The following is a 25,038-nucleotide window of genomic DNA, read 5'->3' as shown; positions in this document are numbered from 1 at the left end:
TCAGCTGCGCGACGGGAAAATCCCCTGCAGCGCAATGATATAGTTCATGGCAATGCTGGGCTGCATGTTTTCATGCGACTGGCCGCCACCCGTATTTGCAATGGATTGCGTGGCAAGTGGCGTCGGAGACGTTAAGTTGGAGGTGTAGATCTCGGCACGCGCCAACATATCCGAACTGGGACGGCTGTTGTCGGCCGGCTGATTTGCAACCATCAGACCGTGGTTATGCGATGGCATCTGGGTCGCATTCAAAGTGACGTCTTCCACCCCCATTCTCTCTCCCAGCCGCCGGGGGGAAAGACCTGGACCGGTTCCGGCGTGAATCGGGGCGCGCCCACGAAGGTCGGGCAGGGCAAATGTAGTGCGCCCGTCGCCGCCATAGATCGTTCCGAGCAAGCTGAACAGCGCGCTGTTGGAAGAAATAGGCAACAGCTGTCCGTCGCAGAATGCCCATCCGCGCGGGGCAAAGTTTCCACCAAACAGCATGATTTGGGCAAGGAATGGTTCCATGGGTCAACTCCGAATAGGGTAAATCTTTCATGTCCCCGCCAGGGCAGAGATCCCCTTAATCCTGACCCACCAGCTGCGGCGCGCTCTGTGCTTCGGCGCACAGAAAGAAATTTCTCTCAAACTATCCTGATCATCGTTTTTGATGGCGTGCGGCGCCGACTACCAACGGATGATGCGATGATACTGAACTGCTTGCGACGCAATACATTTATGGCCCTGACACTGGGGGTTTTATCGGCCACCCAAGCCCACGCTCTTGGTGGGGGCACTTTCTTTGACACAGTTCTGAAACCGGTTGGCGTGACCGAAACCAACTGTAACTTCAATCCATATTATGATCCGGGCGGCAGCGAGGCGCAGGTAAACTTCGCCAACGGGTCGTCGGGGGGGAACTATTGGCTTGGAGGGAGCATTCAGGGCTGGGGACCTGGTGATATCCTCGCATCCGAGATCGCAACCCGTTGCAACATCACAGGGATCACGAACTATGTTTCGGACGGTGCCAATGGGACATACGCGGCGGATGATTTTGTCGGCGTAAGCTTTACCGGTCAATATGGCGGCCAATGGTATGACTACGAAATCGGTGTCAAAGGGGCGACCAGCACCCAACTTGTGAACAGTCGCGTTGCTGCAACGCCTCCAAACACCACGCCCACTGCGGATGCGGGCAGTGCGCAGAGCGTTGCTTCGGCCAGCAGTGTCACGCTGGATGGCTCGGGGTCGGATGCCAATGATGTGGGGCAGTCGCTGACCTATGCCTGGACCCAGACCGCAGGCACGGGCGTCACCCTGTCGGACGCGACGGCGCAAAGCCCCAGCTTCACCGCGCCCACCGTGGCGATTGGTGCCAGCGAGCTGCTGACCTTCCAGCTGATTGTCAATGACGGCATCGAGGCCTCGCCTGCCTCCACCGTCACGATCACCGTGAATGGCGCGGCAAACACCACGCCCACTGCGGATGCGGGCAGTGCGCAGAGCGTTGCTTCGGCCAGCAGTGTCACGCTGGATGGCTCGGGGTCGGATGCCAATGATGTGGGGCAGTCGCTGACCTATGCCTGGACCCAGACCGCAGGCACGGGCGTCACCCTGTCGGACGCGACGGCGCAAAGCCCCAGCTTCACCGCGCCCACCGTGGCAATCGGCGCCAGCGAGCTGCTGACCTTCCAGCTGATTGTCAATGACGGCATCGAGGCCTCAGCTGCCTCCACCGTCACGATCACCGTGACCGGCGCGGCAAACACCACGCCCACTGCGGATGCGGGCAGTGCGCAGAGCGTTGCCTCGGCCAGCAGTGTCACGCTGGATGGCTCGGGGTCGGATGCCAATGATGTGGGGCAGTCGCTGACCTATGCCTGGACCCAGACCGCAGGCACGGGCGTCACCCTGTCGGACGCGACGGCGCAAAGCCCCAGCTTCACCGCGCCCACCGTGGCAATCGGTGCCAGCGAGCTGCTGACCTTCCAGCTGATCGTCAATGACGGCATCGAGGCCTCAGCGGCCTCCACCGTCACGATCACCGTCAATGGCGCGGCAAACACAGTACGACCAACCGTCACGCTGTCTGGTGCACCCAGCTATCATGACGGGAATACGCCCTTCATGCTGACTGTTGTCTTCTCGGAGGCGGTCACCGGGTTCACGGCCAACGACGTGTCCATCCAGAACGCGGCTGTTACTGGATTTTCGGGCAGCGGTGACACGTACAGCCTGGTGATCACGCCACAGGATCAGAACCAGGCCGTCACGGTTTGGGTGCAGGAAGATGTTGCCCTTGGCGCAAGTGGCAACCTGAACGAAGCCTCGGCGATCATCAGCATTTCTGGCAGCTCGGTTGCGATGTCACAGGAAGAGATCCGTGAGTTCATGTCGTACCGTGCAGGGCTTTTGGTCCGGGCGCAGCCAAAACTGTCGCGTTTCCTGAAGCCCGGTGGCGGTTCGCTGAGTGCCTCGGCCACAGCCACGCGTGGAAAAATCGACTTCTCGACCAGCTATGGCGCGTATGTCTGGGCGGACGGCACCGCGCTATGGAACCAAGAGGGAGACGATCATCAGTCCTATACGCATCTGACATTCGGATCCCATTTCTTGGTATCCGAGGATCTGATCATCGGTGCGATGGTACAGTTCGACTGGACCGGTTCCGAGAGCAGCGCGCGCGACATCGAAAGCACGGGTTATCTGATCGGGCCGTATTTCGCTGCACGCCTTGCTAATCAACCACTGGTCTTTACTGGCAGCTTGCTGCATGGACGCACCGAAAATGATCTGACATTGGCTGGGCGGCCCACCGATCGCTTTGACAGCACCCGCACGCTGGCAACGCTTGGGGTGGAAGGCAGCATTGCGATGGCAAATGGCATGACCTTGGTCCCATCCGTGGATCTTCTGTACCTGCGTGATTACCAACACGCCTATACCAACAGCGTCGGTGCTGTGGTGCCGGAACAGACGTTGGAACAGAAGACAGCACATCTTGGCCTGGATCTGGAAATCCCTGTCACGCTGAACGACTTCGACATCCTTCTGACCCCTGGTATTAACGCGCGCTTTAGTGACACGGGCAATGGGGGAACCCATACCAGTTCGTCCTCGTTCGGGGTGGAGTTTGGGGGGCTTGTTACTCTGTCAGAGCGCTCATCCGTCAGTGTTGACCTGTTCTATGATGGCATTGGCGACAACGCATCCGAGACATGGGGTGGCAGTCTTCTGTATGAGCTGAAATTCTGATCCCCAATACCCCCGCGGGTTTCGACCTGCGGGGGGAACTGACATGCCCGCCGTGCGACATCATCGTATCTAACCGGCATGAAATCCCAGACATCGACATTGACGGAATTGCGTGAACCGCGCCAGTTTTTGTGTATGCGCCCAAACCACAGGAGAGCTTCACGATCCTATACATGTTTCAAGCATGACGTCGTTCATATGAGAGAACGATTTGAATGCGCGGCCACTCGAAACCTTTTCCTTCGATGCGTTTGCAAGCCATCACAAGGCCTGTGCCGTCCCGTCCGAAATCTGGCAGGTTTTCTGGACGTCACCGATTGAGAGCGGACCGGATCTCATGTGCTGCGCCGTTTCACGCTTGAACTTTGTGGGCCACAAATGCCGGCTGTCTTTCCCAACGGGAATTGACGAGCCGTAGGCGTGGAAGACTTTATCAATTTTCTGATCACTTGAGGTGCATCGACCCGCCAGTTCTCCTCGGTGCGGTAACTGTTCGCATCGCTTTGGAAAACCTGTGCTATCGGGTCGCTAGCGGGATTCGAGGCCGCTCAAGTTGATTTGTTCAAATGCATACTTTTGCATGCCGGAAAAACCAGTTGCTTTGCCCGGATATCCCCAAGAAAACGGCGCCTTGAGAAAATATTTAACACCCCCTTCTTGCAAGGGGGTGCGACAATATGTGACAGGTCATGACAGTTTTTATCGTTTCTTTGCATGATGTTACAAATAGATGCGTAACATATTCAAAACTTTAGCTTTATCGGGAGAGGCCTCAGTTCAAAGGCATCGTCAAAAAACTTTGATTTAGGTCAATTGGTCGCGCTCACAACCGCGTTATCAGTTGAACAGCCAGCCAGAAACAGCGAGCACTCCGTTGAACGCAACCCCTTCAAGACGCGCCCTTTTGAGAGGCAAGATCCACGAGATCCAGCACCAGCGCCCGCCGGGGGCCGCGGGTGAAATCGCCTTTCATGACAGCTGCACCCAGTGCGGTGATTGCGCGCGCGCCTGTCCCGAGGGGATCATCCTGCGAGACAAACAGGGGCTGCCTGCGCTGGATTTCTCGCGCGGGGCCTGCACCTTCTGCAATGCCTGCATCGACGCCTGTGAACCGGCAGCACTGAGCGCGGATCGTGCATTTCCCTGGCGGGTCAGCGCGTCTCAGTCCTGCATGTCGATGAATGGCGTGATGTGTCGCGCCTGTCAGGATCATTGCGATCAGGGCGCCATTCGTTTCCAACTGCAACTGGGTGGATCCGCCCAGCCACAGTTTGATCTTGATGCCTGCAATGGCTGTGGTGGTTGTGTTGCCCCATGCCCGGTAGGTGCCATTGAATTCATCCAAATCCAACCCCAACCGGAGGCCCGCCCATGCTGAATATCTGCGGCTGCCTGGTGCATACGATGCCCGACAAGACCCAAGAGGTCATGGCGGCCATTGATGCCACAGAGGGCGGCGAAGTTCATGCCCATGAAGACGGACGCATTGTTGTGACCGTCGAAGATACATCTGAGATGCGCGCATCAGAACAGATCATGGAGATGCACCAGATCCCGGGCGTGATCACTGTCACGCTCACCTATCATCACTTCGAAGAACTTGACGAGGATGTCGAGGGTTCTTCGCCGACCAAACACTGAAACGGGAGACCCATCATGACCACGTCCCGCCGCACATTCCTTAAAGCCACCGCCGCCGCTGCTACTGCGTCGGCCGCTGGTATCACCCTGCCGGAAACGGCCGCCGCCCAGGTGCGCAAGCCCGACATCCGTTGGGACAAAGCCGCCTGCCGCTTCTGCGGCACGGGCTGTTCCGTTCTGGTCGGTGTGAAAAACGGCAAAGTTGTCGCCACCCAAGGTGACCCGGAAGCCCCGGTGAACCGCGGGTTGAACTGCATCAAGGGCTATTTCCTGTCGAAAATCATGTATGGCAAAGACCGCCTGACCACGCCGCTTCTGCGCAAATCAAACGGCGTTTTCGACAAGAATGGCGAATTTGAACCGGTCAGCTGGGATGAAGCCTTCGACATCATGGCTGAGAAATGGAAAGACACGCTGGCCAAGAAAGGCCCGTCCGCTGTGTCCATTTTCGGTTCCGGTCAGTGGACCGTCTGGGAAGGTTATGCCGCCGCCAAGTTCATGAAGGCTGGCCTGCGGTCAAACAATATCGACCCGAACGCCCGTCACTGCATGGCCTCCGCCGTGGCCGGTTTCATGCGCACCTTTGGCATTGACGAACCGATGGGCTGCTATGACGACCTTGAACATGCCGACACCTTCGTGCTCTGGGGCTCGAACATGGCTGAGATGCACCCGATCCTGTGGTCGCGTCTGACCGACACCCGCCTGACCAAGCCGGGCGCTGAGGTGCATGTTCTGTCGACGTTTGAGCACCGCTCGTTCGAACTGGCCGACAATGGCATGATCTTCGAGCCGCAAACCGACCTGGCGATCCTGAACTACATCGCCAACTACATCATCCAGAATGATGCGGTGAACTGGGACTTTGTTGAAAAACACACCCATTTCAAACGCACCGCCACCGACATCGGTTACGGCCTGCGTCCGACCCACGAGCTGGAACAGGCCGCGGAAAACCCGTCCCACGAAGGCAAGCACGGTGCGCTGTCGGACATGACCTTTGAAGAGTATAAAGAGGCCGTCGCCCCTTATACCCTTGAATACACGTCGAAACTGTCTGGTGTACCGGCCGCCAAGCTGGAACAGCTGGCCAAGCAATATGCCGATCCGAACCGCAAGGTGATGTCGCTCTGGACCATGGGTTTCAACCAGCACACCCGCGGTTCCTGGGTGAACTCGCTGATGTATAACGTGCACCTTTTGGTTGGCAAAATCGCAGAACCGGGCAACTCGCCCTTCTCGCTGACCGGTCAGCCCTCTGCCTGTGGCACCGCGCGTGAGGTTGGCACCTTCGCCCACCGCCTGCCCGCCGACATGGTGGTCATGAACGAAAAGCACCGTGATCTGGCCGAAGAGAAATGGAAACTGCCGAAAGGCACCATTCCTGCCAAGCCCGGCTTCCACGCCGTGCTGCAGCACCGCAAACTGAAAGACGGGGATCTGAACTGTCACTGGGTGCAGTGCACGAACAACCTGCAAGCGGCCCCGAACATGAACGAAGAAGGCTATCCGGGCTATCGCAACCCGGAAAACTTCATCACCGTGTCCGACCCGTACCCGACCGTGACCGCACTGGCCGCCGACCTCATTCTGCCCACCGCCATGTGGGTTGAGAAGGAAGGCGCCTATGGTAACGCCGAGCGCCGCACCCAATTCTGGCGTCAGCAGGTGGATGCGCCGGGCGAAGCCCGCTCGGACGTCTGGCAGGTGATGGAATTCTCCAAACGCTTCAAGGCCGAAGAAGTCTGGCCGGAAGAGCTGCTCGCCCAGATGCCGGAATACCGCGGCAAGACCCTGTTCGAGATCCTTTACGAAAACGGCAAGGTCAACAAATACCCGCTGTCCGAAACCGCAGAAGGCTTCAGCAACGCCGAAGCCAAACATTTCGGCTTCTATGTGCAGAAGGGTCTGTTTGAAGAATACGCCAGCTTCGGTCGCGGCAAAGCGCATGACCTCGCCCCGTTTGAGCAATATCACCAGGCCCGCGGCCTGCGCTGGCCGGTGGTTGATGGCAAGGAAACGCTCTATCGCTTCCGCGAAGGCTATGACCCTTACGTGAAAGAAGGCGCTGGCGTGGAATTCTATGGCAAGCCCGATGGCAAGGCGAATATCATCTTCGCCCCCTATGAGCCGCCTGCGGAAAGCCCGAATGAAGAGTTCGACCTGTGGCTGATCACCGGCCGTGTGCTGGAACACTGGCATTCCGGTTCGATGACCCGCCGCGTGCCCGAACTGCACCGCTCCTTCCCGTCCGCCGTGGTGTTCATGCACCCAGAAGATGCCAAGGAACGTGGTCTGCGGCGCGGACAGGAGATCGTGATCTCTTCGAAACGCGGCGAGATGGCCTCGCGGGTTGAAACCCGTGGTCGGAACAAGCCGCCGCGCGGTTCGGTCTTTGTGCCGTGGTTCGATGAAAGCCAGCTGATCAACAAGCTGACCTTGGACGCAACTTGCCCGATTTCGAAAGAAACGGACTTCAAGAAATGTGCCTGTAAAGTCGAACGCGCCTAAACTGTAACGATACTACGGAAACCAAATCCATGTCCGCCGCCTCCAACCGCAACCCCAAATCGCCGAACCGGCGCCGCTTCCTTCAGGATGCGGCACGGGTGGCGGGGGCCTGCGCTGTGGCGGGCATGGCCATCACCAAACTGGCCACGGATGCGCGGGCTTTGCCTGCACAGGCCATTCGCCCGCCGGGGGCGCTGCCTGAAGAGGATTTTCTGGCGGCCTGCATCCGCTGTGGGCTTTGCGTGCGCGATTGCCCCTATGACACGCTGGTGCTTGCCGAACTGGGTATTGATGGCCCGGCGACCGGCACACCGTTTTTCACCGCGCGGGATGTGCCCTGCGAAATGTGTGATGATATTCCCTGTGTGGTCGCCTGCCCAACCGGCGCGCTGGATCACTCCCTGACCAATATTGACGACGCCCGTATGGGCCTGGCCGTCCTGATCGACGAAGAGCGGTGCCTGAACGCCCTCGGCCTGCGTTGCGACGTCTGCTACCGCGTCTGCCCGGTGATTGACGAGGCGATCACGCTGGAACGCCGCCACAATGAACGCTCCGGCCACCATGCGATTTTCATGCCCGTGGTGCATTCCGATCATTGCACCGGCTGCGGCAAATGCGAAAAATCCTGTGTTCTGCCGGAGGAAAGCGCCATCAAGGTGCTGCCGATCCGGGTGGCCACCGCTGAGGCCGCAGACCATTACAAGCTGGGTTGGGAAGATCGCAACCCGCTGGTGGACGAGCTGATCGACCTGCCGGACCGCCTGCCCGGACCGGGCACCGACAATCTTGTGGCGCCGGGCGGATACCTGCCCGAGGCCAGCCTGTTTGACGGCATGCCGGACCCGAATATGGATGGGGGCTTCACCCCTTCCTTCTCGCTTCCCGGAACTGGGGGGGCAGGACAATGAGCGACAAGATCGCACTTCCTGTCGGCCGCGAAGCCATCGACGAAAAGGGCTGGTGGAAAGCACATCAGTTCCTGATCCTGCGCCGCCTCAGCCAGTTGTTTTTCCTTGGGATTTTCCTGCTTGGCCCCTGGGCTGGCATCTGGTGGGTGAAAGGCAATCTGGCCGGGTCGCTGACCTTTGATATCCTGCCGCTGACCGACCCCTTTGTGCTGTTGCAGGGCCTGGTGGCGCTGCACTGGCCAGAGATGACCGCCATCACCGGCGCGGTGATTGTCGCCGTGGCCTATGCGCTGATCGGCGGGCGGGTCTATTGCAGCTGGGTCTGCCCGATCAACCCGGTGACCGATGGCGCCCATTGGCTGCACGACAAACTGGGATTTGCCAAAGGCTGGCAGCCCAAGCGCAACACCCGTTACTGGGTTCTGGGCATGGTTCTGGCTGTGTCCGCCCTGACCGGCACCATTGCGTGGGAGTTCGTCAACCCGATCTCGATGCTGCATCGCGGCCTGATCTTCGGCATGGGCTTCGCCTGGACCTTTGTCCTTGCGGTCTTCATCTTCGACGTTGCCGTGTCTCGGCGGGGCTGGTGTGGGCATCTGTGCCCGGTAGGGGCCTTTTACGGGCTTCTGGGCAAGGGATCCGTACTGCGGGTCAGCGCCACCAAACGGGCCGAATGCGACGATTGCATGGATTGTTTTGCCGTCTGCCCGGAAATGCACGTTATCACCCCGGCGCTGCGCGGCGCCGAGGAAGACACCCCGATCATCCTGTCATCCGACTGCACCAATTGTGGACGTTGCATCGACGTCTGCGCACCGGATGTCTTCAAGTTCACCACCCGGTTCGATGAAACCTCCGCGCCAGCCCGCGCGGTGCGCCGGAATACCAAACGTCAACCCGAGGCCAGTCGCGCGGCCTGACTAAACACGGGAGTAGCCCAATGAGAAAGCAACTTTTGATCAGTGCCATCGTCGTCCCGACGCTTTTGGCCAGTGCCGTCTGGGCACAGAACGCGGGTGGCGTTCAGTCCCTGCGTGGTGCCGACGTCGACGAGCCTGTGGCCGTTGAAGACGTCTTCCACCAGGACAAGGACCGGTTCACCCGGAACTATCGCCAGCAGCCGCCGCTCATTCCGCATTCGATCGAGAAATACCAGATCGACCTGAAGGCAAACCGCTGCCTGTCCTGCCATGACTGGACCAATGCAGGCGAGCGCAACGCACCGACCCTGTCGATGACCCACTATCAGGACCGCGCGGGCAACCAGCTGGATGTCGTGGCCGGCACCCGCTGGTTCTGCAAACAGTGCCACGTGCCGCAGGTGGATGCGCCTGCGCTGGTGGAAAACACCTTTGAAGCCTCTCACTGAGGTGGAGATGTGCAAGGGAAAGGATAACAGATATGTCTGATGTAAATCCCGGCGTCATCCGCCGCCTTTGGAACTGGTTCTGGACGCCGACCGGCGCGATCTCTCTGGGCGCGCTTCTGATCTCTGGCTTTGTCGCCGGGGTGGTGTTCTGGGGGGGCTTCAACTGGGCGCTTGAGATGACCAACAAGGAAGAGTTCTGTATCTCGTGCCACGAGATGGAAGATAACGTCTTCGCCGAATATCAGGGCTCGGTCCACCAGTCCAACCGTTCGGGCGTTCGGGCCACCTGCCCGGATTGTCACGTGCCCAAGGATTGGGGCCCAAAGATCATCCGCAAGATCAAGGCCACCAAAGAACTCTATGGCCACTTCATCTCGAAATCGATCTGGACCCGCGAGAAATTTGAGGATCAGCGGATTGAACTGGCCGCCAATGAATGGCGCCGGATGAAATCCACCGATTCGCAGGAATGCCGCAACTGTCACAATTTCGACTACATGGACTTCACGGTTCAGGAAAACCGCGCCGCCGACAACCACCAGGTTGCGCTGGACGAAGGCAAGACCTGCATTGACTGTCACCAGGGCATCGCGCATGAGCTGCCTGAAGGCTGGCAGGAACGGTATGAGCAGGTGGTCGATCAGATGGCTGCTGCTGGCGAATTGCCGCTGCCTTCCGGGCGCACCGTGGCCGATGCAAAAGATGAGCTTGAGGGTTACCTGACCTCAGGGAACTGAGCATTTCACCTGCGGTTTTGCTAAAACGAGCAGACACTGGGCCGGGCTTTTGCCTGGCCCTTTTTCGTGAAAATGTTTCCGTATTCTGTTGAAGCTGCGTGATGTGAAAACGCTTTCAGATGCGGGGGGAGGCCGGGTTGGAAAAACCACGTGCTCTTGACACCGCTCAAGGCCGTGCGTCCCTGTGTTGCCTACAAGCGGCCAGAAATATGCCGGAAACATGCCAGAACCAGATCAGGACCGGATCAGGAGACCGAGATGAAACTTGCCTTCACCATCGCACCGGGGCGCGGCGAAACCAATGCGCTGCTTGCCGAGATCGCCGAGGCGCTTATTGCCCGCAGGCTGCGGGTGATCGGCACCGTTCAGATTGATACGGACCGGGGTGAAGATCGCAAATGCGACATGGATGTGAAAGTGCTGCCCGACGGGCCGCTGATTCGCATTTCGGAAGATCGCGGTGTGGGGGCGCGGGGCTGTCGGCTGGATACGTATGCGCTTGAGGGCGCGGTTGCCGATACCGAGGCCGCGCTGGCGCAGGGGGCGGATCTGTTGCTGGTCAACAAGTTCGGCAAACACGAGGCCGAAGGGCGCGGTTTTCGCTCCGCCATCGCCACGGCGCTTGCCCAGGACATCCCGGTGCTGGTCGGGGTCAACAAGCTCAACCGTGACGCCTTTGAGGCCTTTTGCGGATGCGAGGCGCAGGAACTGACCGCAGAGGCCGATGTGATCATGGAGTGGCTCAACCAGGTGACCAAAGGGGCGTAGACAGGCGAGCCCCCTTGGCGCGCGCATATGGCGGGATTATCTTTTGGGAAGATAGCAGGGGCGCCTGCTGGACGTAGTGCCTTCGTCGATATTTCAGTGGCGATTTTACGGGAGGGAGCCGGTTTCGGGGCGCAGAACCCCTGCGTCATTCAAATCGGCACTTTACCCAGGAACAGGGTTCATCCGGGAAAGGCCCCTATGATCGCACCGATATGATCTGAGGAGGGGAAGTGGTGGGCGACCTTGGATCGTCGTTTTCGCCCGCTCAAGCCCTTATTTTTAAGGCATTTCCCTTGCCTTGGTCACGTGCAAATTACCCCGGTTTGTATACCAAAGCAAGGGGTTCATTTCAGGTATGCGGCAACCTCTTCCGGCTCAGCGTTGGTCAGGTCGAGCACAAAGTTCGGGTCAAGTGATCGGTCCAAGAGGCTCTGACGCACTCCAAGCAGTGCGGCCTCTTTGGTCTGGTAGGTTTCGAGTTGGTCATGTGCGTCGCATAAGCCCGCGCGATAGCCAGTCTTCTGTTTCAGGACGACGCCATAAATCTGTTGTGCGGCCATTTCGGAATTCCTTTGCTGATTAATCAGGTGTGCGACTATCTGACCTGTACAGGTCCACCCTGTCCAGCTTGGGCGCAAGATCGTGGATCGTGGCAAGGGTGTCGGGGCCAAACTCTCCACGCCGGTAATCGTCAGCCACCCACAGTTTCTTGTCGGAGCCGTTGCCCATCGCCCGCATGGTCAGGAACCCGGCGCACGACTTCTTCAACCTCGGCTCCGCAGTGTTCTTGAATTCAGCGAACGTCAGGCCCGCAGCTTGTGCCCAGGCATCCCGGCTATGGGCCAGCCACTCCCTGCCGTCGCGCTCCAGCTTCTTGTTCCGATTACCCCACTCGAACACGATGTGGTGCAGCAGCACCCCGGCCTTGAGGTCAGAACCTGCCATCATCCGATGTATGGCGACAAGGCTGGGCCGTTCCCATTTCTCATTCGCCGCCTTGGCCTTCTGCACCGTAGCCTGGGCAGCTTTCGTCATTTTCTTCTTGGGTGCGTTCGCGGTCTTGGCTGACGTGGTGCCCACGTTCATAGCCTTCTTCATCTCGGCCTTGGCCGCTTGTGAATGTAGATAGGTCATTGCCGTTCCTCTTGCGTTCTATGCGCGGATCGGCGATTTTGTGACCGACCCTTCTTAGCTGGTTGGGTTCACCTCGTGGGGCGGCGCACACTCGGCAGTTGCGCTGCCCCTTTTCATTTATTCGTCAGCATATATGCCCTTAGCCTTAATGGGTAATTCGGCGCTGAGCCGCTCCCAGGTAGCGCGATAGGCGTCCTTGAACGCTTCCACCGCGCGTTCCACGCCTTGTTCTGGCCAGTCGGAATACTGGTCTCGAAACTCACCTTCCCAGCGTTCCATGTCCTGCAGGATCAGCTCTCCGCGCGCTCTGGGCATCAGGTCGAATAGGCGTTCGGCGCATGTCTCGCCCCACACCTTCGCCGGATACATCGGGGCTTTGGGCGGGGTCGTGCCCTTGAGGGCGGGCTTCGGCTTCTTGGGGATACGGATCATAGCTTGCCCCCCACGCCATGCAGGAATGCCAGGTCGAGGCCCGGATAGGTGATCGCATCCACATATTCCGCGTGGAGGTCCGGGTTGCCCCCATCGCCGTAGTCGTCCGACACAGCCTTGCCAGCAGGAGACCAGCCGCAGACGGCCAGCAGGGTATCGGCTGGGGCCTTCACCCGTCGCAGGGCGTCCCGCACATTGTGCCTGAGCGAATAGAAGGTCTGCTTGTCCTTGAGAGTGATTTCCTCAGGGATGAACGTGTCGCGGATGCGCTTCGAGGCATAGGCGGCAAGAGAACCATACTTGTCTGGTTTCAGTTCGGAGAAGATACGCGGCTCTTTCTGTCCGTTCTTCTTGCGCCGCGCCTCCACAAATTCGAGGAAGCCAATCTTGATTAGCTCAGGATGCAGGGGCACCCGGCGGCGGCTGGACCCGGTTTTCAGCGTCTTGCCGTCTTCATCGCTCAGGCTGAAATACCATTTGCCCGCGTCGGTCTGACGTACATCGTCGCAGTGAAGCTGGGCGATCTCATTCGGGCGGGCACCGCTGTAGAGCATCAAGAGCGGCATCCAGAACCGCCAGGCCCGATCCTTCTTGGTGTAGCTGGCGAGGTCTGAGGCGCAGAGATGGTAGAACTTGCCGTCGAAGAACCCCCGTACCTGGTCCATCTCCCAGGGCAGGCGCTTCTCCGCATCGGTCTCTTTCTCTTTCTGCAGCGGCTTGACGCCCGTCGCCGGGTTGCTCGGCATGAAGTTCCGCACCCGGCCAGCTTCAAGCACATCGTGCAAGCAGCGCAGGTAGAGGCGCTGGCTCTGGATCGACAGAGTGTTCTTGCCCGCCTTCTCGGCACGGTCAATTTGCTGTTGGAGGGTGAGGCCAGGGTAAATCTTGTTCCTGTTCGTCGGCACCCTCGCTATGAGCGCACGGAATTCCTGTATCCGGTCATAGGTGATTTCGGTGAGCGAGGTATCCTTGCCCAGGGCTTCACGAAGCAGGGCGATCTCCCCGGCAATCCGGTCTCCGCGCTTCTCGTTCGTCTGGTTCGCGGCGAGTTCGGCAGAGCGCACGTTCCAGTACACATCGCACAAATCGCCAAAGGTCATGGCCGGGGGCTTCTTGGCGTCAAAGAGCGGATCGTGCGGCCCAGCACCGTGGTCGTCCTGGAGACGGTCCAGCTTGCGGTGCTGCAGCTCCATCAAGCCCCGGCGCACAACCTCAGTGAAGCCGCTCACCACTTCCTTGTTGGAGAGGCTGGCCCCAGCCTGGGCCGTCACCTTGTCGAAGACCGACGCCACCCATTCGTCGCCGCGCGGGTCGTCACGGTTTTTCAGGACGCCCAGGCCGATTTCCGCATCTTGCTTCATCTCGGCTTTTTCGGTCTCTGTCTCGGGCGGATCACTGACCAGCCGTGCAGCGCTCCGCTGGTCCAGCCCGGCGATGTGCTGTCGCAGATGTTCGGTGAGCATCGCCAGCGACATGGGGGCAGGCGGGGGAGCACCATCGCCTTGAGCCTCAGCCGCTGCGAATTCGGCGTCGATCTGCACGTTGAGCGCGTTGCAAAGAATCTTCGCCTCTTTGAGGTCAGAAGTCCCCAGGCTTTTCTTGACGAAGGTCTTGCCCACGACAGGCACAAGCGCAGTGGGCACCCTACGGTAAAAGTGCCAGGTCTGCCCGCGCTTCTGTAAATGATGTGTTTCGGCCATCTTTCGCATACCCCTGTGTATACCAAAATTGTGACCAAGGGGGATGGAAAAAGCCCAGCTAAATCAGCGATCTATGAAAGATCAAAGACTTAGAGGGGGAATGGTGGGCGACCTTGGAATCGAACCAAGCGTGCGTCTCCGCGAGGGAGTTACAGTCCCCTGCCACACCTTGCGGCCTGTCGCCCACTTCCTTTGCGCCAGAGCGCTGGAATGGGGGCTGATTAAACCGCCACACTGCGGGGGTCAAGCGGAAAAACAAAGGAAATTGACTTGTCTCTGCGCGCCATTGGACGCATTGTCCGGGTCTCGTTGTTTTTAAGGGCGATCAGGGACAAACAGGTCATGAAAAAACCAAAATGGGTGGTTCAGAAAGAGAAAGCCAAGCGCGTGGCCGAGGCGGAAACCGTCTGGCTGTTTGGCCTGCATGCGGTGCGTGATGCGCTGGTGAACCCGAAGCGCGAAAAGCTGCGCCTGATCGTGACCAAAAACGCCCATGACAAGCTGGCCGAGGCGATTGGGGAAAGTGGGGTCACCCCGGAAATGGTGGATCCGCGCAAGTTTCCCAATGTGCTTGACCCGCAATCGGTTCACCAGGGGGCAGCCCTTGAGGTGAAACCTCTGAAATGGGGCAGCCTGGCGGATCGCGCCGTGGATGCGGGCGAGGGGCAGCCGATCATGGTGTTGCTCGACCGGGTGACAGATCCGCATAATGTGGGGGCTATCTTGCGCTCTGCCGAAGTGTTCGGGGCCAATGCGGTTGTGGGCACGGCCCGCGGCTCTGCGCCGGAAACCGGGGCGCTGGCGAAAACCGCCTCAGGCGCGCTGGAGCGTCAGCCCTATCTGCGCATTCGCAACCTTGCCGAGGCGATGGAGGAACTCAGGGCGATGGGCTATGTGGTGCTGGGCCTGGATGGTGAGGCCGAGGACACGATCGAGACCGCGCTGGGCAATTTCCCCAACCGTCCCGTGGCGCTGGTGCTGGGGGCCGAAGGGCCGGGGCTGCGCGAGAAGACAAAGGCGACCTGTGACCAGTTGGTCAAGATCCCCTTTGCGCGCGAGTTCGGCTCGCTCAATGTTTCCAACGCCGCAGCGGTGGCGCTGTACGCCACCCGCAGCTCGCGCTGACACAGGCGGTCGCCTGAGGGCGGCGTCGCCGCAGGCTGGTGACAGTCTGCGGATCAACTTCTCCTGACATTCCGGTGAGGTGGGGTGCAAAACGGATCGCGAAAGGGCAGGTTATGAGGCGAAAGGAGACCCTCATGTCCACATTCCCCCTCTCTCGCGCCCTCTCGCGCCGCGCTGTTCTGGCCGGTTTTGCAACCGCCCCCTTTGCCGGTCTTGTCCTCACCCGCCCTGCGCTGGCCGCCAGCGACCCTGTTTATAACGAAGCGGGCATTGCCTGGGATGGGCACGACCCCGTTGCCTATTTTACCAAAGGTGCCCCCACACCGGGCAACGAGGCGTTTTCGGCCGAGTATAAAGGGGCCAGGGTGCTGTTTTCCTCGGCTGAGACCCGCGATATGTTTGTCGCCAGCCCCGAGACATACGCTCCGCAATTCGGTGGCTACTGCGCCTATGCGGCCAGCAAGGGGTATCTTGCCCCGACCGTGCCCGAAGCCTGGACCGTGTTTGAAGACAAGCTTTACCTGAATTTCAGCCTGCGCGCGCGGGAGCTGTGGCTCCAGGATGTGCCGGGAAATGTGGCCAAGGGCAATGCCAACTGGCCGGGCATTCTGGACGGCTGAGATCTTGTTTTCGGAAAGCCCGCGCTCGCAGCGGATCACAGCCGCGTGTGAAGGGCTTTAACCCGCCGCGACAGAACTTATGTCCTGAACAGAAGGCAGGACGGAACCCTGCTTTCGATCACACTGTCCCTCGTTCCGAAAACTGCGCCCGCACCGTGAGCTGTGGGCGCTTTTTTTGTCCGTTCCCTGTCTGGGCGGGGAGGGGGCGGGGGCGGAATTTAAGGGGCGGAATTGGAAGGCGCGCGTGGTTGGAGCCGCACGACGCCACGTTCTTTCATCTTGCTTGTTGAATATGAGGGGGCGGATGTTATTTCTGCCTCATGACACAGACAGACACCGATGCCCGCCTTCGACAGATCCTTGCAACGACCCGCGTGATCGGGCTGGTTGGCCTGTCCAACAAGCCGGACCGCGCCAGCCACCGGGTGGCGGCGTTTCTGGCCGGGAAGGGTTATCGCGTGATCGGGGTCAATCCGGGGCTGGCCGGACAGGAGATGTTTGGCGAAGAGGTGGTTGCAGATGTGCGCAGCCTGCCGCCGGAAACCGACATGATTGACCTTTTCCGTGCATCCGAGGCCGTGGGGCCGATTGTCGAGGCGGCGCTGGAGGCGCTGCCCGGCCTGCGCACGGTCTGGATGCAGCTGGAGATTTTCAATGCCGGGGCGCGGGCAGCGGGTGAAGCAAAGGGCGTTGAGGTGATCGAGGATCACTGTCCGAAGATCGAATATCCGCGCCTGTTTGGCGACCGGTCTTTGGCAGAGGTGCAAAAGGTGAGCGTGTAAGGGGCGCGGCCCCTCGCGAGGCAAGCTCGCTCACCCCGGAGTATTTGGACCAAGAAGAAGGGGGCGCGGGTTAGGATCGCGACGCTTTTTCCTCGATCCCGGAGAGGCCCTGACGGCGGGCGAGTTCGCTGAGCACGTCCTCCAGAGACACATCACGGGCGGCGAGCATGACCAGCAGGTGATAAAGGACGTCGGCGGCCTCATAGGTGAGGTTTTCGCGGTCGTTTTTGGCGGCGGCGATGATGGCCTCGATGGCTTCTTCGCCAAATTTCTCAGCGCATTTTTCCGGGCCTTTGGACAGGAGGCGGGCGGTCCAGGAGCTGTCCGGGTCGGCGGATTTGCGGGCTGCGATCGTGGCTTCGAGTGTTTTGAGAATGTCCATGTCAGTTGAGCCTCATGTCGATGCCGGCGGCCTGCATATGTTCCTTGGCCTCGCGGATGGTGTATTCGCCGAAATGGAAGATGGAGGCGGCAAGCACGGCCGAGGCCCCGCCTTCGGTCACGCCTTCGACCAGGTGATCGAGATTGCCCACGCCACCGGATGCAATCACCGGCACATGCACTGCATCTGACACGGCGCGGGTGAGCGGCAGGTTGAAGCCCGCTTTGGTGCCATCGCGATCCATCGAGGTGAGCAGGATTTCCCCCGCGCCCTTGGCTTCCATCAACCGGGCAAATTCCACAGCGTCAATCGGGTTGCCGTCGGTGTCGAGCGCCGCTTTGCGCCCGCCATGGGTGAAGATGCCCCATTTGTTTGGCACCCCATTTGCATCATGGCCGATCGTCTTGGCGTCGATCGCCACCACGATACATTGCGATCCGAAACGGTCGGCCGAGCGGGCCACCACGTCCGGGTCGGCCACGGCGGCGGAGTTGAACGACACTTTGTCGGCGCCGGCCAAAAGCAGGTCACGCACATCCCCCGGGCTGCGCACACCGCCGCCGATGGTTAGTGGCATGAAGCATTGTTCGGCCGTGCGGGTGGCCAGGTCATACATGGTGCCGCGATTTTCATGGGTGGCCTTGATGTCGAGAAAGCAGAGCTCGTCTGCGCCGGCGGCATCATAGGCGCGCGCCTGTTCCACCGGGTCACCCGCGTCGATCAGGTCGACGAAGTTGACGCCTTTTACGGTGCGGCCCTCGGCCACGTCGAGACAGGGGATGATACGGGTCTTGAGCATGGTGCCCTCGGTTGTTTGACGGGGTCGTGTCTACTGTGCTTGTGCGGCAGGTGCAATTGTCGTGCGCGCGATGCGTCGCATGGCATCGCGAACGATCAGGATATGAAATGGCATGACCGCAGCCAGGTAGATATAGCCGGCCAGGTTATGGCGATGCACCCAGGTCGACATGTGGATTGTATCTTTGGACTTATAGACTGAGATGCGGAAATCCTGATGCCAGTCATCCGTGCCCACGATCACCTCGTTTTCATCCTGAAAGTCGAGTGGAAAGATGCTGTCTGCATAGCCGTCGTCGATCCGTGTCTTGAACCCGAAAGGGGACAGGATGAGATTGCGGATGTTCAGAAGTGTCATGGCCCATGAGGGCAGGGCCAGCCCAACTTGCAACGCCTCTTGTGCGGAAAGGGGGCAGGTTACGGCATAGCCGTCGATGAAGTCGCCCTTCGCGAATTTCTCCCAGAGCTTTGAGGTCCGGGGCAGGGGGGTGAGGCGAACTTGTTCCAAATTATGCGCTTCTCAAGACCGACAAGGCCTCTTTCAAGTCAATCGCGCCGTCATAAAGCGCGCGACCCGAGATGGCCCCGTTCAACGGCGCGCCGCAGTTTTTCAAGGCGCGCAGGTCGTCGAGTGAGCTGACCCCACCTGACGCGATCACCGGGATCGAGACCGCGCGGGCGAGATCGGCGGTGGCCTCAACATTTGGGCCCTGCATCGCGCCGTCGCGGTTGATGTCAGTATAGATGATCGCGGCCACGCCTGCGTCTTCAAAGGATTTGGCAAGGTCGGTGACCATCACGTCGGTCTCTTCCGCCCAGCCTTTGGTCGCCACGCGGCCATTGCGCGCGTCAATACCCACGGCAACCTTGCCGGGGAATTCGCGTGCGGCCTCACGCACCAGATCGGGGTTTTCAACGGCAACGGTTCCAAGGATCACGCGCGACAGACCCTTTTCGATCCAGGTCGAGATCGTTGCCATATCGCGGATGCCGCCGCCCAGCTGGGCAGGGACGTTGATGGCGGCCAGAATGCTCTCCACGGCGCTCGCGTTCACCGGTTCCCCTGCAAAAGCACCGTTCAGGTCCACCAGATGGATCCAGTCACACCCCGCATCGGCAAAGGCCTTGGCCTGGGCTGCCGGGTCGTCGTTGAAAACGGTGGCCGCCTCCATCTCGCCGCGCAGCAGGCGCACGCATTGGCCGTCTTTCAGGTCGATGGCGGGGTAGAGGATCATGGCGGGCTCCTGAGATTCACAGTCTGGCGGTTGATGTCCCCGCGCTTTTGCCATGTGCGCGCGGTTTTGCCAAGCGTGGCTTCCCGTCACGTCACGGTTGCCACAGGCAAGTTGCGCGGTCAGGATGGTGAAAAAACAACATGTGTTACCCAATGCGGATGTGTTTCAGGGAGAGAGAAATGAAGAAACTTCTGGTGGCCGCGGCGATGGGGTTTGCGCTGGGCGCACCCGCGCTGGCGGATCCTGTGCTGGGCACCTGGAAAACGCAGGTGGATGATGGCAATTACGCGCATATCAAGATGTCGAAATGTGATGGTGGCAAGATCTGTGGTGTGATCGACAAGGCCTTTGATGCCACGGGTGAAATCACCACGCCAAATATCGGCAAACGCCTTGTCTGGGGCATGCAGGCCCAGGGCGGTGGCGCGTATAAGAACGGCACGATCTGGCAGCCGTCCACCGGCAAGGAATACAAATCCAAGATGACGCTTGCGGGGAACAAGCTGGAGGTCGAGGGCTGTGTCTTGATCATTTGCAAGGCGCAGACCTGGACGCGTGTGAAGTAACACACGCAGGCAAAGCTGCCACTCAGGGACAACACTCACGAGAACGGGCGCCGGGGCAATTGCTCCGGCGCTTTTTCATGGGAAAAGAGCGGCTGCGCCCTTAGGGTTTCCAGGTCAGGAAATTGGCAATCATGCGCAGGCCGGTGGCCTGGCTTTTCTCCGGGTGAAACTGGGTGCCGACAATATTGTCGCGCCCGACAATGGCGGTGATGTCCCCGGCATAATCGCAATGGGCCAGGCGCTGGGCCGGATTGTCCACTTTCATGTGATAGGAATGCACGAAATAGACATGGGCGCCGGTTTCGATCCCGTTCAGCAGCGGGTGCGGAGTGTCGATCATCAGATCATTCCAGCCCATATGCGGCACCTTGTAGCTGGGCTCTGACGGGGTGATCTTCACCACCTCGCCGGGGATCCATCCAAACCCGTCGGTATCTTGATATTCGCGACTGACACTGGCCAGCATCTGCATGCCGACGCAGATCCCCATGAACGGGCGCCCCTGGCGCGTCACCGCCTCATCAATGGCTTCGAAAATGCCGCGATGATCGTCAAGCTGCTGCTTGCAGGCGGGAAAGGCCCCGTCGCCCGGCAGGACAATCCGGTCGGCGCGGGCCACATCTTCGGGGGACGAGGTGACAATCACCTCACCGGCCTCATGTTCCCGGGCCATGCGCTGAAACGCCTTTTCGGCCGAATGCAGGTTTCCGCTGTCGTAGTCGATGATCACGGTGCGCATGGGGGTCCTCCGGTTGGTGCCCCTGATCTCGCGCAGAACCGGGGCAAGGTCAAGCCTGTGTTGGGGGGGAGAACGGCTCGTTGGGGTGGGCCAGATGATCCAGCATCGCCATCACCTCTTCCAGCGGCCCGATGGGATAGCCGCTTTCTCCCGCTTTGCCGAATTGCCCGGTCAGGGCCACGCGGGTATAGCCATGCAGGAATGAACGCACCCGCAGCTCGACAATTTCAAGCGGCAGGTCTTCGCGCACAAAAGGCTGGCACTGGGTGCGAAAGATGTCCCAGGCGTCGCGCACGACCCTGTCCATCTTGCCCTCCATCACGTCCGGGACGTAAAGGGCAAACATTTCTTTGAACAGCGCCGGGCGGGCGAGGCAGAACGAGACATAGGTGCGGCATATGGTCTTGAGGCGGCGGAGCGGATCCTCGTCCACATCCTGCAGATCCTTGTGCAATTCGGCGGTGAACTGGCGAAACCCCTCAAGAACAACCGCGTGTTTCAACCCGGCAAGCCCGGCAAAATGGTGGGCGGGGGCGGCATGGGAAACCCCTGCGCGGGCGGCACATTTTCGTAAGGTCAGCCCAGAGGATCCCTGTTCGCTGATCAAGGCCAGCCCGGCCGCAATCAGCGCCTCTCGCACATCCCCCCGCCTGTGCGGAGCTTTATCCGTTTCGGTTGCTTGCATATGATAACGATATTGCGCAGCGGGGCAAAGTCAACTCGCAACTTGACACTGTCAGGCTGGCTATGGTTTCTGTTTCACAGTTGGCGCGTGAATTGGCGTCAGGCTGGTAATGAGTTAATGATCTATTGCTGATCTTTATGCCCTTCGACACGCCTGACGGTAAGCCAGCGAGCGCTATCTGGTTTTGCATTTTTAAGTCAGGTAGTTGTGTCGAGGGAGTTTGGCTGGCCTGTGAGGCTCTTTCCGGTTACGACCGGTCATATCCCCAAGATTAATGAGTAGACGGGCCAGCCGGACGCTCTCCTGCCCCCTCCCTCCTTGAAACTGAAATGGGGGAAACTCCGCTGCCGGGGATCGTTTCGATGCGTTGGTCCCCGTCCTGCCCGCCCCGTCTTGCCCACCCCGTCCTGCCCGCCCCGTTTTGCGCCTGAGCCCCAGATTTCGGGACGCCCCTTCCACAGGGATATCTCGGCCTTTATGCAAAAAACCGCGCCGAAGGGGCGCGGTTCGCTTCTCTGTGCCTGGTGGCGCTGGGGTTACAGTGCGCCTTTGGTCGAGGGCAGTGCATCGGCCATGCGCGGATCACTTTCTACCGCCATACGCAGGGCGCGGGCCACGGCCTTGAAGGCCGCTTCGGCAACGTGGTGGGCATTGAAGCCGTGCAGCTGGTCCACATGCAGGGTGATCCCGCCATGGGTCGACAGGGCCTGGAAAAACTCGCGCACCAGTTCGGTGTCGAAATTGCCGATCTTGGGGGCGGTGAACTCGACATTCCAGATCAGGAAAGGGCGGGCTGAAAGATCAAGCGCGGCGCGCACCTGTGCGTCATCCATCGGCAGGTGGCATTCGCCATAGCGCCGGATCCCCTTCTTGTCGCCAAGTGCCTGGGCCAGGGCCTGTCCCAATGCGATGCCGGTGTCCTCAACCGTATGGTGATCATCAATGTGATAATCGCCCTTGGCGCGGATTGTCATGTCGATCAGCGAATGGCGCGACAGCTGATCCAGCATGTGGTCAAAAAAGCCCACGCCGGTCTGGTTGTCATATTTGCCTGTGCCGTCGAGGTTGATCTCGACGCTGATCTCGGTTTCCGCTGTGCTGCGGCTGACCTTTGCGGTGCGCATCGGCATATCCTTTATTCCGGTTTGCAGTGTTATAAGCGGGGCTGGGCGGCGGGAAAAGCGGGCAAATCCAACTTCCCCGCAGTTTGTGTCTTTCCGGTGTGATGATCAGGGCTGCGACTGGGGCAGGTTGATCCGCATGACCAGATCCTCAGTCATTTCCTGCCCCATATCTGCAGGAAGGCTGTCGATCTTCACGTCATGGGTGCGACTTTCGAGGCAGGCCAGCGCAAAACTGTCATCCGGAAAACGGCATCCCATCAGAAGTTGGTGATAGGACATGGCGGTGGGGGGGGCGCCCGCGCTGCGGCAGATCCGGGTGAAGACGTGGTCAAAGCGCAGCCCGTGGGTGTCGCGGATATCGCCATAGGCCTCATCCATCAGGCGCGCCATGGCCTCACCACCGGGTAACTCGCACAGATCCCGCCCGATGGAGGACCGTTCCCAGGTCCAGCCGAAAAACGTCGCGAAGGAAGATTTGGCGCCGACATCGGTGCAGATCCACCCGTCCTGCGACGGGCGGAAAATGCGCAGATAGGGGCGCAAGGGCGCGAATTGGGGGCATTCCAGCTGCCCTTTCGCCCCGGCCCAGATCCTGATCCCGGACTGGATCAGCGCAGCACCGCTTTTCCAGATCTCTGACACCTGGTGCTGTTGCAGCATGAAGGTTTCGGACCCGCTTTGCAGGGTCATGCGGTAAAGCCCGTCCTGCTCGGAGGTCAGGCTGTTCAGCCAGGCCTCGGTGCGGCTGAGCAGGCGTCTTGCTTCGCCAAGGCTGTTTTTCCCCAGGGGCGTCAGTTGGTATTGCCGGTCGGTCAACTCGAATAACGGCCCACCCTTATACTCTTCCAGAAGGCCAATATGGCGGCGCAGGGTCTGTCGCGTGCAGTTCAGTTCCCGCACGGCCTGCGACAGGTTCAGGGTGCGTGCCAGTGTCACAAATGAGCGCATCATTTCATAAAGCAGGCCGGGTGTGGGATCAGTTTGCATGGATTACTAACCCTAGGGTTGTGTTTGTTGGGGTTTGGAACAACGCAGATTTGCTAAATCTTCAAGAGGAACGCCTTGATTTTTATAGCCTGAATGGTCTTTATGGTCAATAAATCATCCATTGCATATTTATTTACTTTACAAGTTTGCCTGTCTCTTTGCAATTGCTTCTGCGGGGATTTCTGCCACGCTCGCTAAGCGGGTAGAAAGAGGAGAATGAGGCTATGGTGCATCCAGTGGACGCCCATGTTGGACGAAAGGTGCGGGAGATCCGCCTGCTGCGCGGGTTGACCCAGGCCAATGTGGCCGAGCAGTTAGGCCTGTCGTTTCAGCAGTTGCAGAAATATGAAACGGGACATAATCGCGTGTCCGCAAGCCGTATGTATGAAATTGCCCAATTGCTGGGGGTCGAACCCGCCTATTTCTTCGAGGGGTATGAAGAAAATACGGCGGTCAAACCCAACCAGTTGGACGAACGCACTGCGCGGGCCGCAAAGGCGCTGTCATCCATCACCGATGACGCGGTGCGCGCACAGATCCAGACCATGATCATGGAGCTGGCTGAGCGCGAGAAAGAGGGATCCTGAGGCCCTTCCGTTCGGCCCAGGCCGTGCGGTGTTATCAGATGCTTGTTGAAGAACGGATGGGGAGACCCGTCCGTTTTTTATTGTCGTGTGCGTGTGGGGGAGGGGGCTGTGATTGGTGCCCAGTCCGTGAGCCTGTCATTGAACCCGCAAGTCGGGGCTTGTGTCGGGAAGCATGGCGCGCACAAACAAAAACGCCCCCGAAACCGGAGGCGCTTTTGATTGGAGCGGGTGATGAGATTCGAACTCACGACATTTACCTTGGCAAGGTAACGCTCTACCCCTGAGCTACACCCGCATCCTGAACACACCGAATTTCCTGTGGCTGGGTTCGCCCGGAAGGACCCGGGGTGGGGTCCGATGTTATGGCCGATTGGAGCGGGTGATGAGATTCGAACTCACGACATTTACCTTGGCAAGGTAACGCTCTACCCCTGAGCTACACCCGCGTCCTTCGGTGAGGCGTGATGTATGAAATCCCGCCGAAGGCTGCAAGAGGAAAATGCACTTTCCCCGGTCTTTTTTCAAGAAAACTCAGATTGCTGCGAAAATCCCGTCAGATCAGTGCGTGCAGGATATTGGCAAGCGCGGTGATGGCGATCATCGCGAGCGTCAGCACCATGCCGGTCTTGCGCAGCGGGATGATCTGCGGCGTGCGGCCAAAGCCCACCGCGTGCATCACCCGGCCTGCCACCAGCATTCCCCCCAGAAGATGCACAGCCCAGAGCGGCGCCCCCTGCAGCTCGCTTGTGAGCAGAAGCAGGCCGCCAATCGGCACATATTCCATGCAATTGGCCTGGGTGCGCATCGCCTTGATCATCCGCTTGTTATCCGCATCCCCAACCGAGATCCGTTCGCTCTGGCGGGTGCGGATCACACGGGCGCTAAGGTATAGGAACAGCAGGGCCAGCAGGCTCAGATAGATCGGGGTGACGGTGACGCTCATAAGGCTCTCCTGAAAAGAAACG

At 59.6% G+C, this 25,038-nt stretch carries 28 protein-coding genes and 3 tRNA genes; 14 read left to right on the top strand and 17 right to left on the bottom strand.

Features of this window, described 5'->3' with window-relative positions:
- Complete coding sequence (locus AKJ29_RS08175; protein WP_055189745.1) at nucleotides 1-510, bottom strand: phage tail protein; 510 nt, start codon at nucleotides 508-510, stop codon at nucleotides 1-3.
- Between the two features lie 210 nt (nucleotides 511-720).
- Here AKJ29_RS08175 and AKJ29_RS08170 point away from each other — a divergent pair, with 210 nt between their 5' ends.
- The 9 genes from AKJ29_RS08170 to AKJ29_RS08125 all read left to right on the top strand — a co-directional run bounded on the left by AKJ29_RS08170 (nucleotide 721) and on the right by AKJ29_RS08125 (nucleotide 11,177).
- Nucleotides 721-3,240 (top strand): PKD domain-containing protein, encoded by a 2,520-nt coding sequence (locus tag AKJ29_RS08170; protein ID WP_055189743.1) that lies wholly within the window; start codon nucleotides 721-723, stop codon nucleotides 3,238-3,240.
- An 841-nt stretch (nucleotides 3,241-4,081) separates the two neighbouring features.
- Nucleotides 4,082-4,618, top strand: a complete 537-nt coding sequence (napF, locus tag AKJ29_RS18670) for a ferredoxin-type protein NapF (protein ID WP_256415728.1) — start codon at nucleotides 4,082-4,084, stop codon at nucleotides 4,616-4,618.
- Complete coding sequence (locus tag AKJ29_RS08155; protein ID WP_074963618.1) at nucleotides 4,612-4,881, top strand: chaperone NapD; 270 nt, start codon at nucleotides 4,612-4,614, stop codon at nucleotides 4,879-4,881. Before napF ends, AKJ29_RS08155 begins: the two co-directional genes overlap by 7 nt.
- A gap of 15 nt (nucleotides 4,882-4,896) precedes the next feature.
- Complete coding sequence (napA, locus tag AKJ29_RS08150; RefSeq protein ID WP_055189737.1) at nucleotides 4,897-7,392, top strand: nitrate reductase catalytic subunit NapA; 2,496 nt, start codon at nucleotides 4,897-4,899, stop codon at nucleotides 7,390-7,392.
- A gap of 29 nt (nucleotides 7,393-7,421) precedes the next feature.
- Entirely contained in the window at nucleotides 7,422-8,303 is an 882-nt protein-coding gene (napG, locus tag AKJ29_RS08145; protein ID WP_055189735.1) for a ferredoxin-type protein NapG, read from the top strand.
- A complete protein-coding gene (napH, locus tag AKJ29_RS08140) occupies nucleotides 8,300-9,223 on the top strand; it encodes a quinol dehydrogenase ferredoxin subunit NapH (RefSeq protein WP_055189733.1) in 924 nt (307 codons plus the stop codon). The genes napG and napH overlap by 4 nt, the downstream gene beginning before the upstream one ends.
- A gap of 20 nt (nucleotides 9,224-9,243) precedes the next feature.
- On the top strand, nucleotides 9,244-9,672 hold the full coding sequence (locus AKJ29_RS08135) for a nitrate reductase cytochrome c-type subunit (RefSeq protein WP_055189731.1): 429 nt from the start codon (nucleotides 9,244-9,246) through the stop codon (nucleotides 9,670-9,672).
- A 32-nt stretch (nucleotides 9,673-9,704) separates the two neighbouring features.
- Nucleotides 9,705-10,409 carry a NapC/NirT family cytochrome c gene (locus AKJ29_RS08130; protein ID WP_082392552.1) on the top strand — a complete coding sequence of 235 codons (705 nt, stop codon included), beginning with the start codon at nucleotides 9,705-9,707 and terminating at the stop codon, nucleotides 10,407-10,409.
- Between the two features lie 258 nt (nucleotides 10,410-10,667).
- Nucleotides 10,668-11,177: a DUF2478 domain-containing protein gene (locus tag AKJ29_RS08125; protein ID WP_055189729.1), complete on the top strand. Its 510-nt coding sequence runs from the start codon at nucleotides 10,668-10,670 to the stop codon at nucleotides 11,175-11,177.
- A gap of 344 nt (nucleotides 11,178-11,521) precedes the next feature.
- On the opposite strand, the gene AKJ29_RS08120 is transcribed toward AKJ29_RS08125, so the two are convergent.
- The 5 genes from AKJ29_RS08120 to AKJ29_RS19250 form a co-directional block, all read right to left on the bottom strand.
- Nucleotides 11,522-11,737 carry a hypothetical protein gene (locus AKJ29_RS08120; protein WP_055189727.1) on the bottom strand — a complete coding sequence of 72 codons (216 nt, stop codon included), beginning with the start codon at nucleotides 11,735-11,737 and terminating at the stop codon, nucleotides 11,522-11,524.
- 19 nt (nucleotides 11,738-11,756) lie between these two features.
- Nucleotides 11,757-12,311, bottom strand: a complete 555-nt coding sequence (locus AKJ29_RS08115; protein ID WP_055189725.1) for a hypothetical protein — start codon at nucleotides 12,309-12,311, stop codon at nucleotides 11,757-11,759.
- A 117-nt stretch (nucleotides 12,312-12,428) separates the two neighbouring features.
- Entirely contained in the window at nucleotides 12,429-12,743 is a 315-nt protein-coding gene (locus AKJ29_RS08110) for a hypothetical protein (protein ID WP_055189723.1), read from the bottom strand.
- Nucleotides 12,740-14,443, bottom strand: a complete 1,704-nt coding sequence (locus AKJ29_RS08105; protein ID WP_175502260.1) for a site-specific integrase — start codon at nucleotides 14,441-14,443, stop codon at nucleotides 12,740-12,742. The genes AKJ29_RS08110 and AKJ29_RS08105 overlap by 4 nt, the downstream gene beginning before the upstream one ends.
- A gap of 101 nt (nucleotides 14,444-14,544) precedes the next feature.
- Nucleotides 14,545-14,628: transfer RNA gene (locus AKJ29_RS19250), tRNA-Tyr, on the bottom strand.
- Between the two features lie 157 nt (nucleotides 14,629-14,785).
- Between AKJ29_RS19250 and rlmB the strand changes: the two genes are divergently transcribed.
- From rlmB to AKJ29_RS08090, 3 genes are all read left to right on the top strand, one after another.
- The gene (gene rlmB / locus AKJ29_RS08100; protein ID WP_055190502.1) at nucleotides 14,786-15,568 is read left to right on the top strand and encodes a 23S rRNA (guanosine(2251)-2'-O)-methyltransferase RlmB; all 783 of its coding nucleotides are present in this window, start codon (nucleotides 14,786-14,788) and stop codon (nucleotides 15,566-15,568) included.
- Between the two features lie 134 nt (nucleotides 15,569-15,702).
- On the top strand, nucleotides 15,703-16,188 hold the full coding sequence (locus tag AKJ29_RS08095) for a YHS domain-containing (seleno)protein (protein ID WP_055189719.1): 486 nt from the start codon (nucleotides 15,703-15,705) through the stop codon (nucleotides 16,186-16,188).
- Between the two features lie 320 nt (nucleotides 16,189-16,508).
- Complete coding sequence (locus tag AKJ29_RS08090) at nucleotides 16,509-16,970, top strand: CoA-binding protein (protein ID WP_055189718.1); 462 nt, start codon at nucleotides 16,509-16,511, stop codon at nucleotides 16,968-16,970.
- A 70-nt stretch (nucleotides 16,971-17,040) separates the two neighbouring features.
- Here AKJ29_RS08090 and AKJ29_RS08085 read toward each other — a convergent pair whose 3' ends face one another.
- From AKJ29_RS08085 to hisA, 4 genes are read right to left on the bottom strand one after another with little or no spacing between them, the layout of a single operon-like run.
- The gene (locus AKJ29_RS08085) at nucleotides 17,041-17,352 is read right to left on the bottom strand and encodes a phosphoribosyl-ATP diphosphatase (RefSeq protein WP_055189717.1); all 312 of its coding nucleotides are present in this window, start codon (nucleotides 17,350-17,352) and stop codon (nucleotides 17,041-17,043) included.
- Between the two features lies 1 nt (nucleotide 17,353).
- On the bottom strand, nucleotides 17,354-18,151 hold the full coding sequence (hisF, locus tag AKJ29_RS08080) for an imidazole glycerol phosphate synthase subunit HisF (protein WP_055189716.1): 798 nt from the start codon (nucleotides 18,149-18,151) through the stop codon (nucleotides 17,354-17,356).
- A gap of 30 nt (nucleotides 18,152-18,181) precedes the next feature.
- Entirely contained in the window at nucleotides 18,182-18,658 is a 477-nt protein-coding gene (locus tag AKJ29_RS08075) for a DUF2867 domain-containing protein (protein WP_055189715.1), read from the bottom strand.
- Nucleotide 18,659: 1 nt separating this feature from the next.
- On the bottom strand, nucleotides 18,660-19,385 hold the full coding sequence (hisA, locus tag AKJ29_RS08070; RefSeq protein WP_055190500.1) for a 1-(5-phosphoribosyl)-5-[(5-phosphoribosylamino)methylideneamino]imidazole-4-carboxamide isomerase: 726 nt from the start codon (nucleotides 19,383-19,385) through the stop codon (nucleotides 18,660-18,662).
- 179 nt (nucleotides 19,386-19,564) lie between these two features.
- On the opposite strand from hisA, the gene AKJ29_RS08065 reads away from it, so the two are divergent.
- Entirely contained in the window at nucleotides 19,565-19,951 is a 387-nt protein-coding gene (locus tag AKJ29_RS08065; protein ID WP_055189713.1) for a DUF2147 domain-containing protein, read from the top strand.
- Nucleotides 19,952-20,051: 100 nt separating this feature from the next.
- Here the strand turns inward: AKJ29_RS08065 and hisH are convergent, their stop codons facing one another.
- The 4 genes from hisH to AKJ29_RS08045 all read right to left on the bottom strand — a co-directional run bounded on the left by hisH (nucleotide 20,052) and on the right by AKJ29_RS08045 (nucleotide 23,486).
- Nucleotides 20,052-20,690 carry an imidazole glycerol phosphate synthase subunit HisH gene (gene hisH / locus AKJ29_RS08060; protein ID WP_055189712.1) on the bottom strand — a complete coding sequence of 213 codons (639 nt, stop codon included), beginning with the start codon at nucleotides 20,688-20,690 and terminating at the stop codon, nucleotides 20,052-20,054.
- 49 nt (nucleotides 20,691-20,739) lie between these two features.
- A complete protein-coding gene (locus AKJ29_RS08055; RefSeq protein ID WP_055189711.1) occupies nucleotides 20,740-21,375 on the bottom strand; it encodes a TetR/AcrR family transcriptional regulator in 636 nt (211 codons plus the stop codon).
- A 536-nt stretch (nucleotides 21,376-21,911) separates the two neighbouring features.
- The gene (hisB, locus tag AKJ29_RS08050) at nucleotides 21,912-22,499 is read right to left on the bottom strand and encodes an imidazoleglycerol-phosphate dehydratase HisB (protein WP_055190498.1); all 588 of its coding nucleotides are present in this window, start codon (nucleotides 22,497-22,499) and stop codon (nucleotides 21,912-21,914) included.
- 105 nt (nucleotides 22,500-22,604) lie between these two features.
- On the bottom strand, nucleotides 22,605-23,486 hold the full coding sequence (locus tag AKJ29_RS08045) for a helix-turn-helix domain-containing protein (protein WP_055189709.1): 882 nt from the start codon (nucleotides 23,484-23,486) through the stop codon (nucleotides 22,605-22,607).
- Nucleotides 23,487-23,710: 224 nt separating this feature from the next.
- Between AKJ29_RS08045 and AKJ29_RS08040 the strand changes: the two genes are divergently transcribed.
- Complete coding sequence (locus AKJ29_RS08040) at nucleotides 23,711-24,073, top strand: helix-turn-helix domain-containing protein (protein ID WP_055189699.1); 363 nt, start codon at nucleotides 23,711-23,713, stop codon at nucleotides 24,071-24,073.
- Nucleotides 24,074-24,293: 220 nt separating this feature from the next.
- On the opposite strand, the gene AKJ29_RS08035 is transcribed toward AKJ29_RS08040, so the two are convergent.
- The 3 genes from AKJ29_RS08035 to AKJ29_RS08025 all read right to left on the bottom strand — a co-directional run bounded on the left by AKJ29_RS08035 (nucleotide 24,294) and on the right by AKJ29_RS08025 (nucleotide 25,016).
- A tRNA-Gly gene (locus AKJ29_RS08035) sits at nucleotides 24,294-24,368 on the bottom strand.
- 76 nt (nucleotides 24,369-24,444) lie between these two features.
- Nucleotides 24,445-24,519: transfer RNA gene (locus AKJ29_RS08030), tRNA-Gly, on the bottom strand.
- Between the two features lie 107 nt (nucleotides 24,520-24,626).
- The gene (locus tag AKJ29_RS08025) at nucleotides 24,627-25,016 is read right to left on the bottom strand and encodes an MAPEG family protein (RefSeq protein ID WP_055189697.1); all 390 of its coding nucleotides are present in this window, start codon (nucleotides 25,014-25,016) and stop codon (nucleotides 24,627-24,629) included.
- Between the last annotated feature and the right edge of the window lie 22 nt (nucleotides 25,017-25,038).

It is taken from the genome of Aliiroseovarius crassostreae, assembly GCF_001307765.1.
Lineage (GTDB): Bacteria > Pseudomonadota > Alphaproteobacteria > Rhodobacterales > Rhodobacteraceae > Aliiroseovarius > Aliiroseovarius crassostreae.
This window is presented reverse-complemented; position numbering and strand designations above follow the sequence as displayed.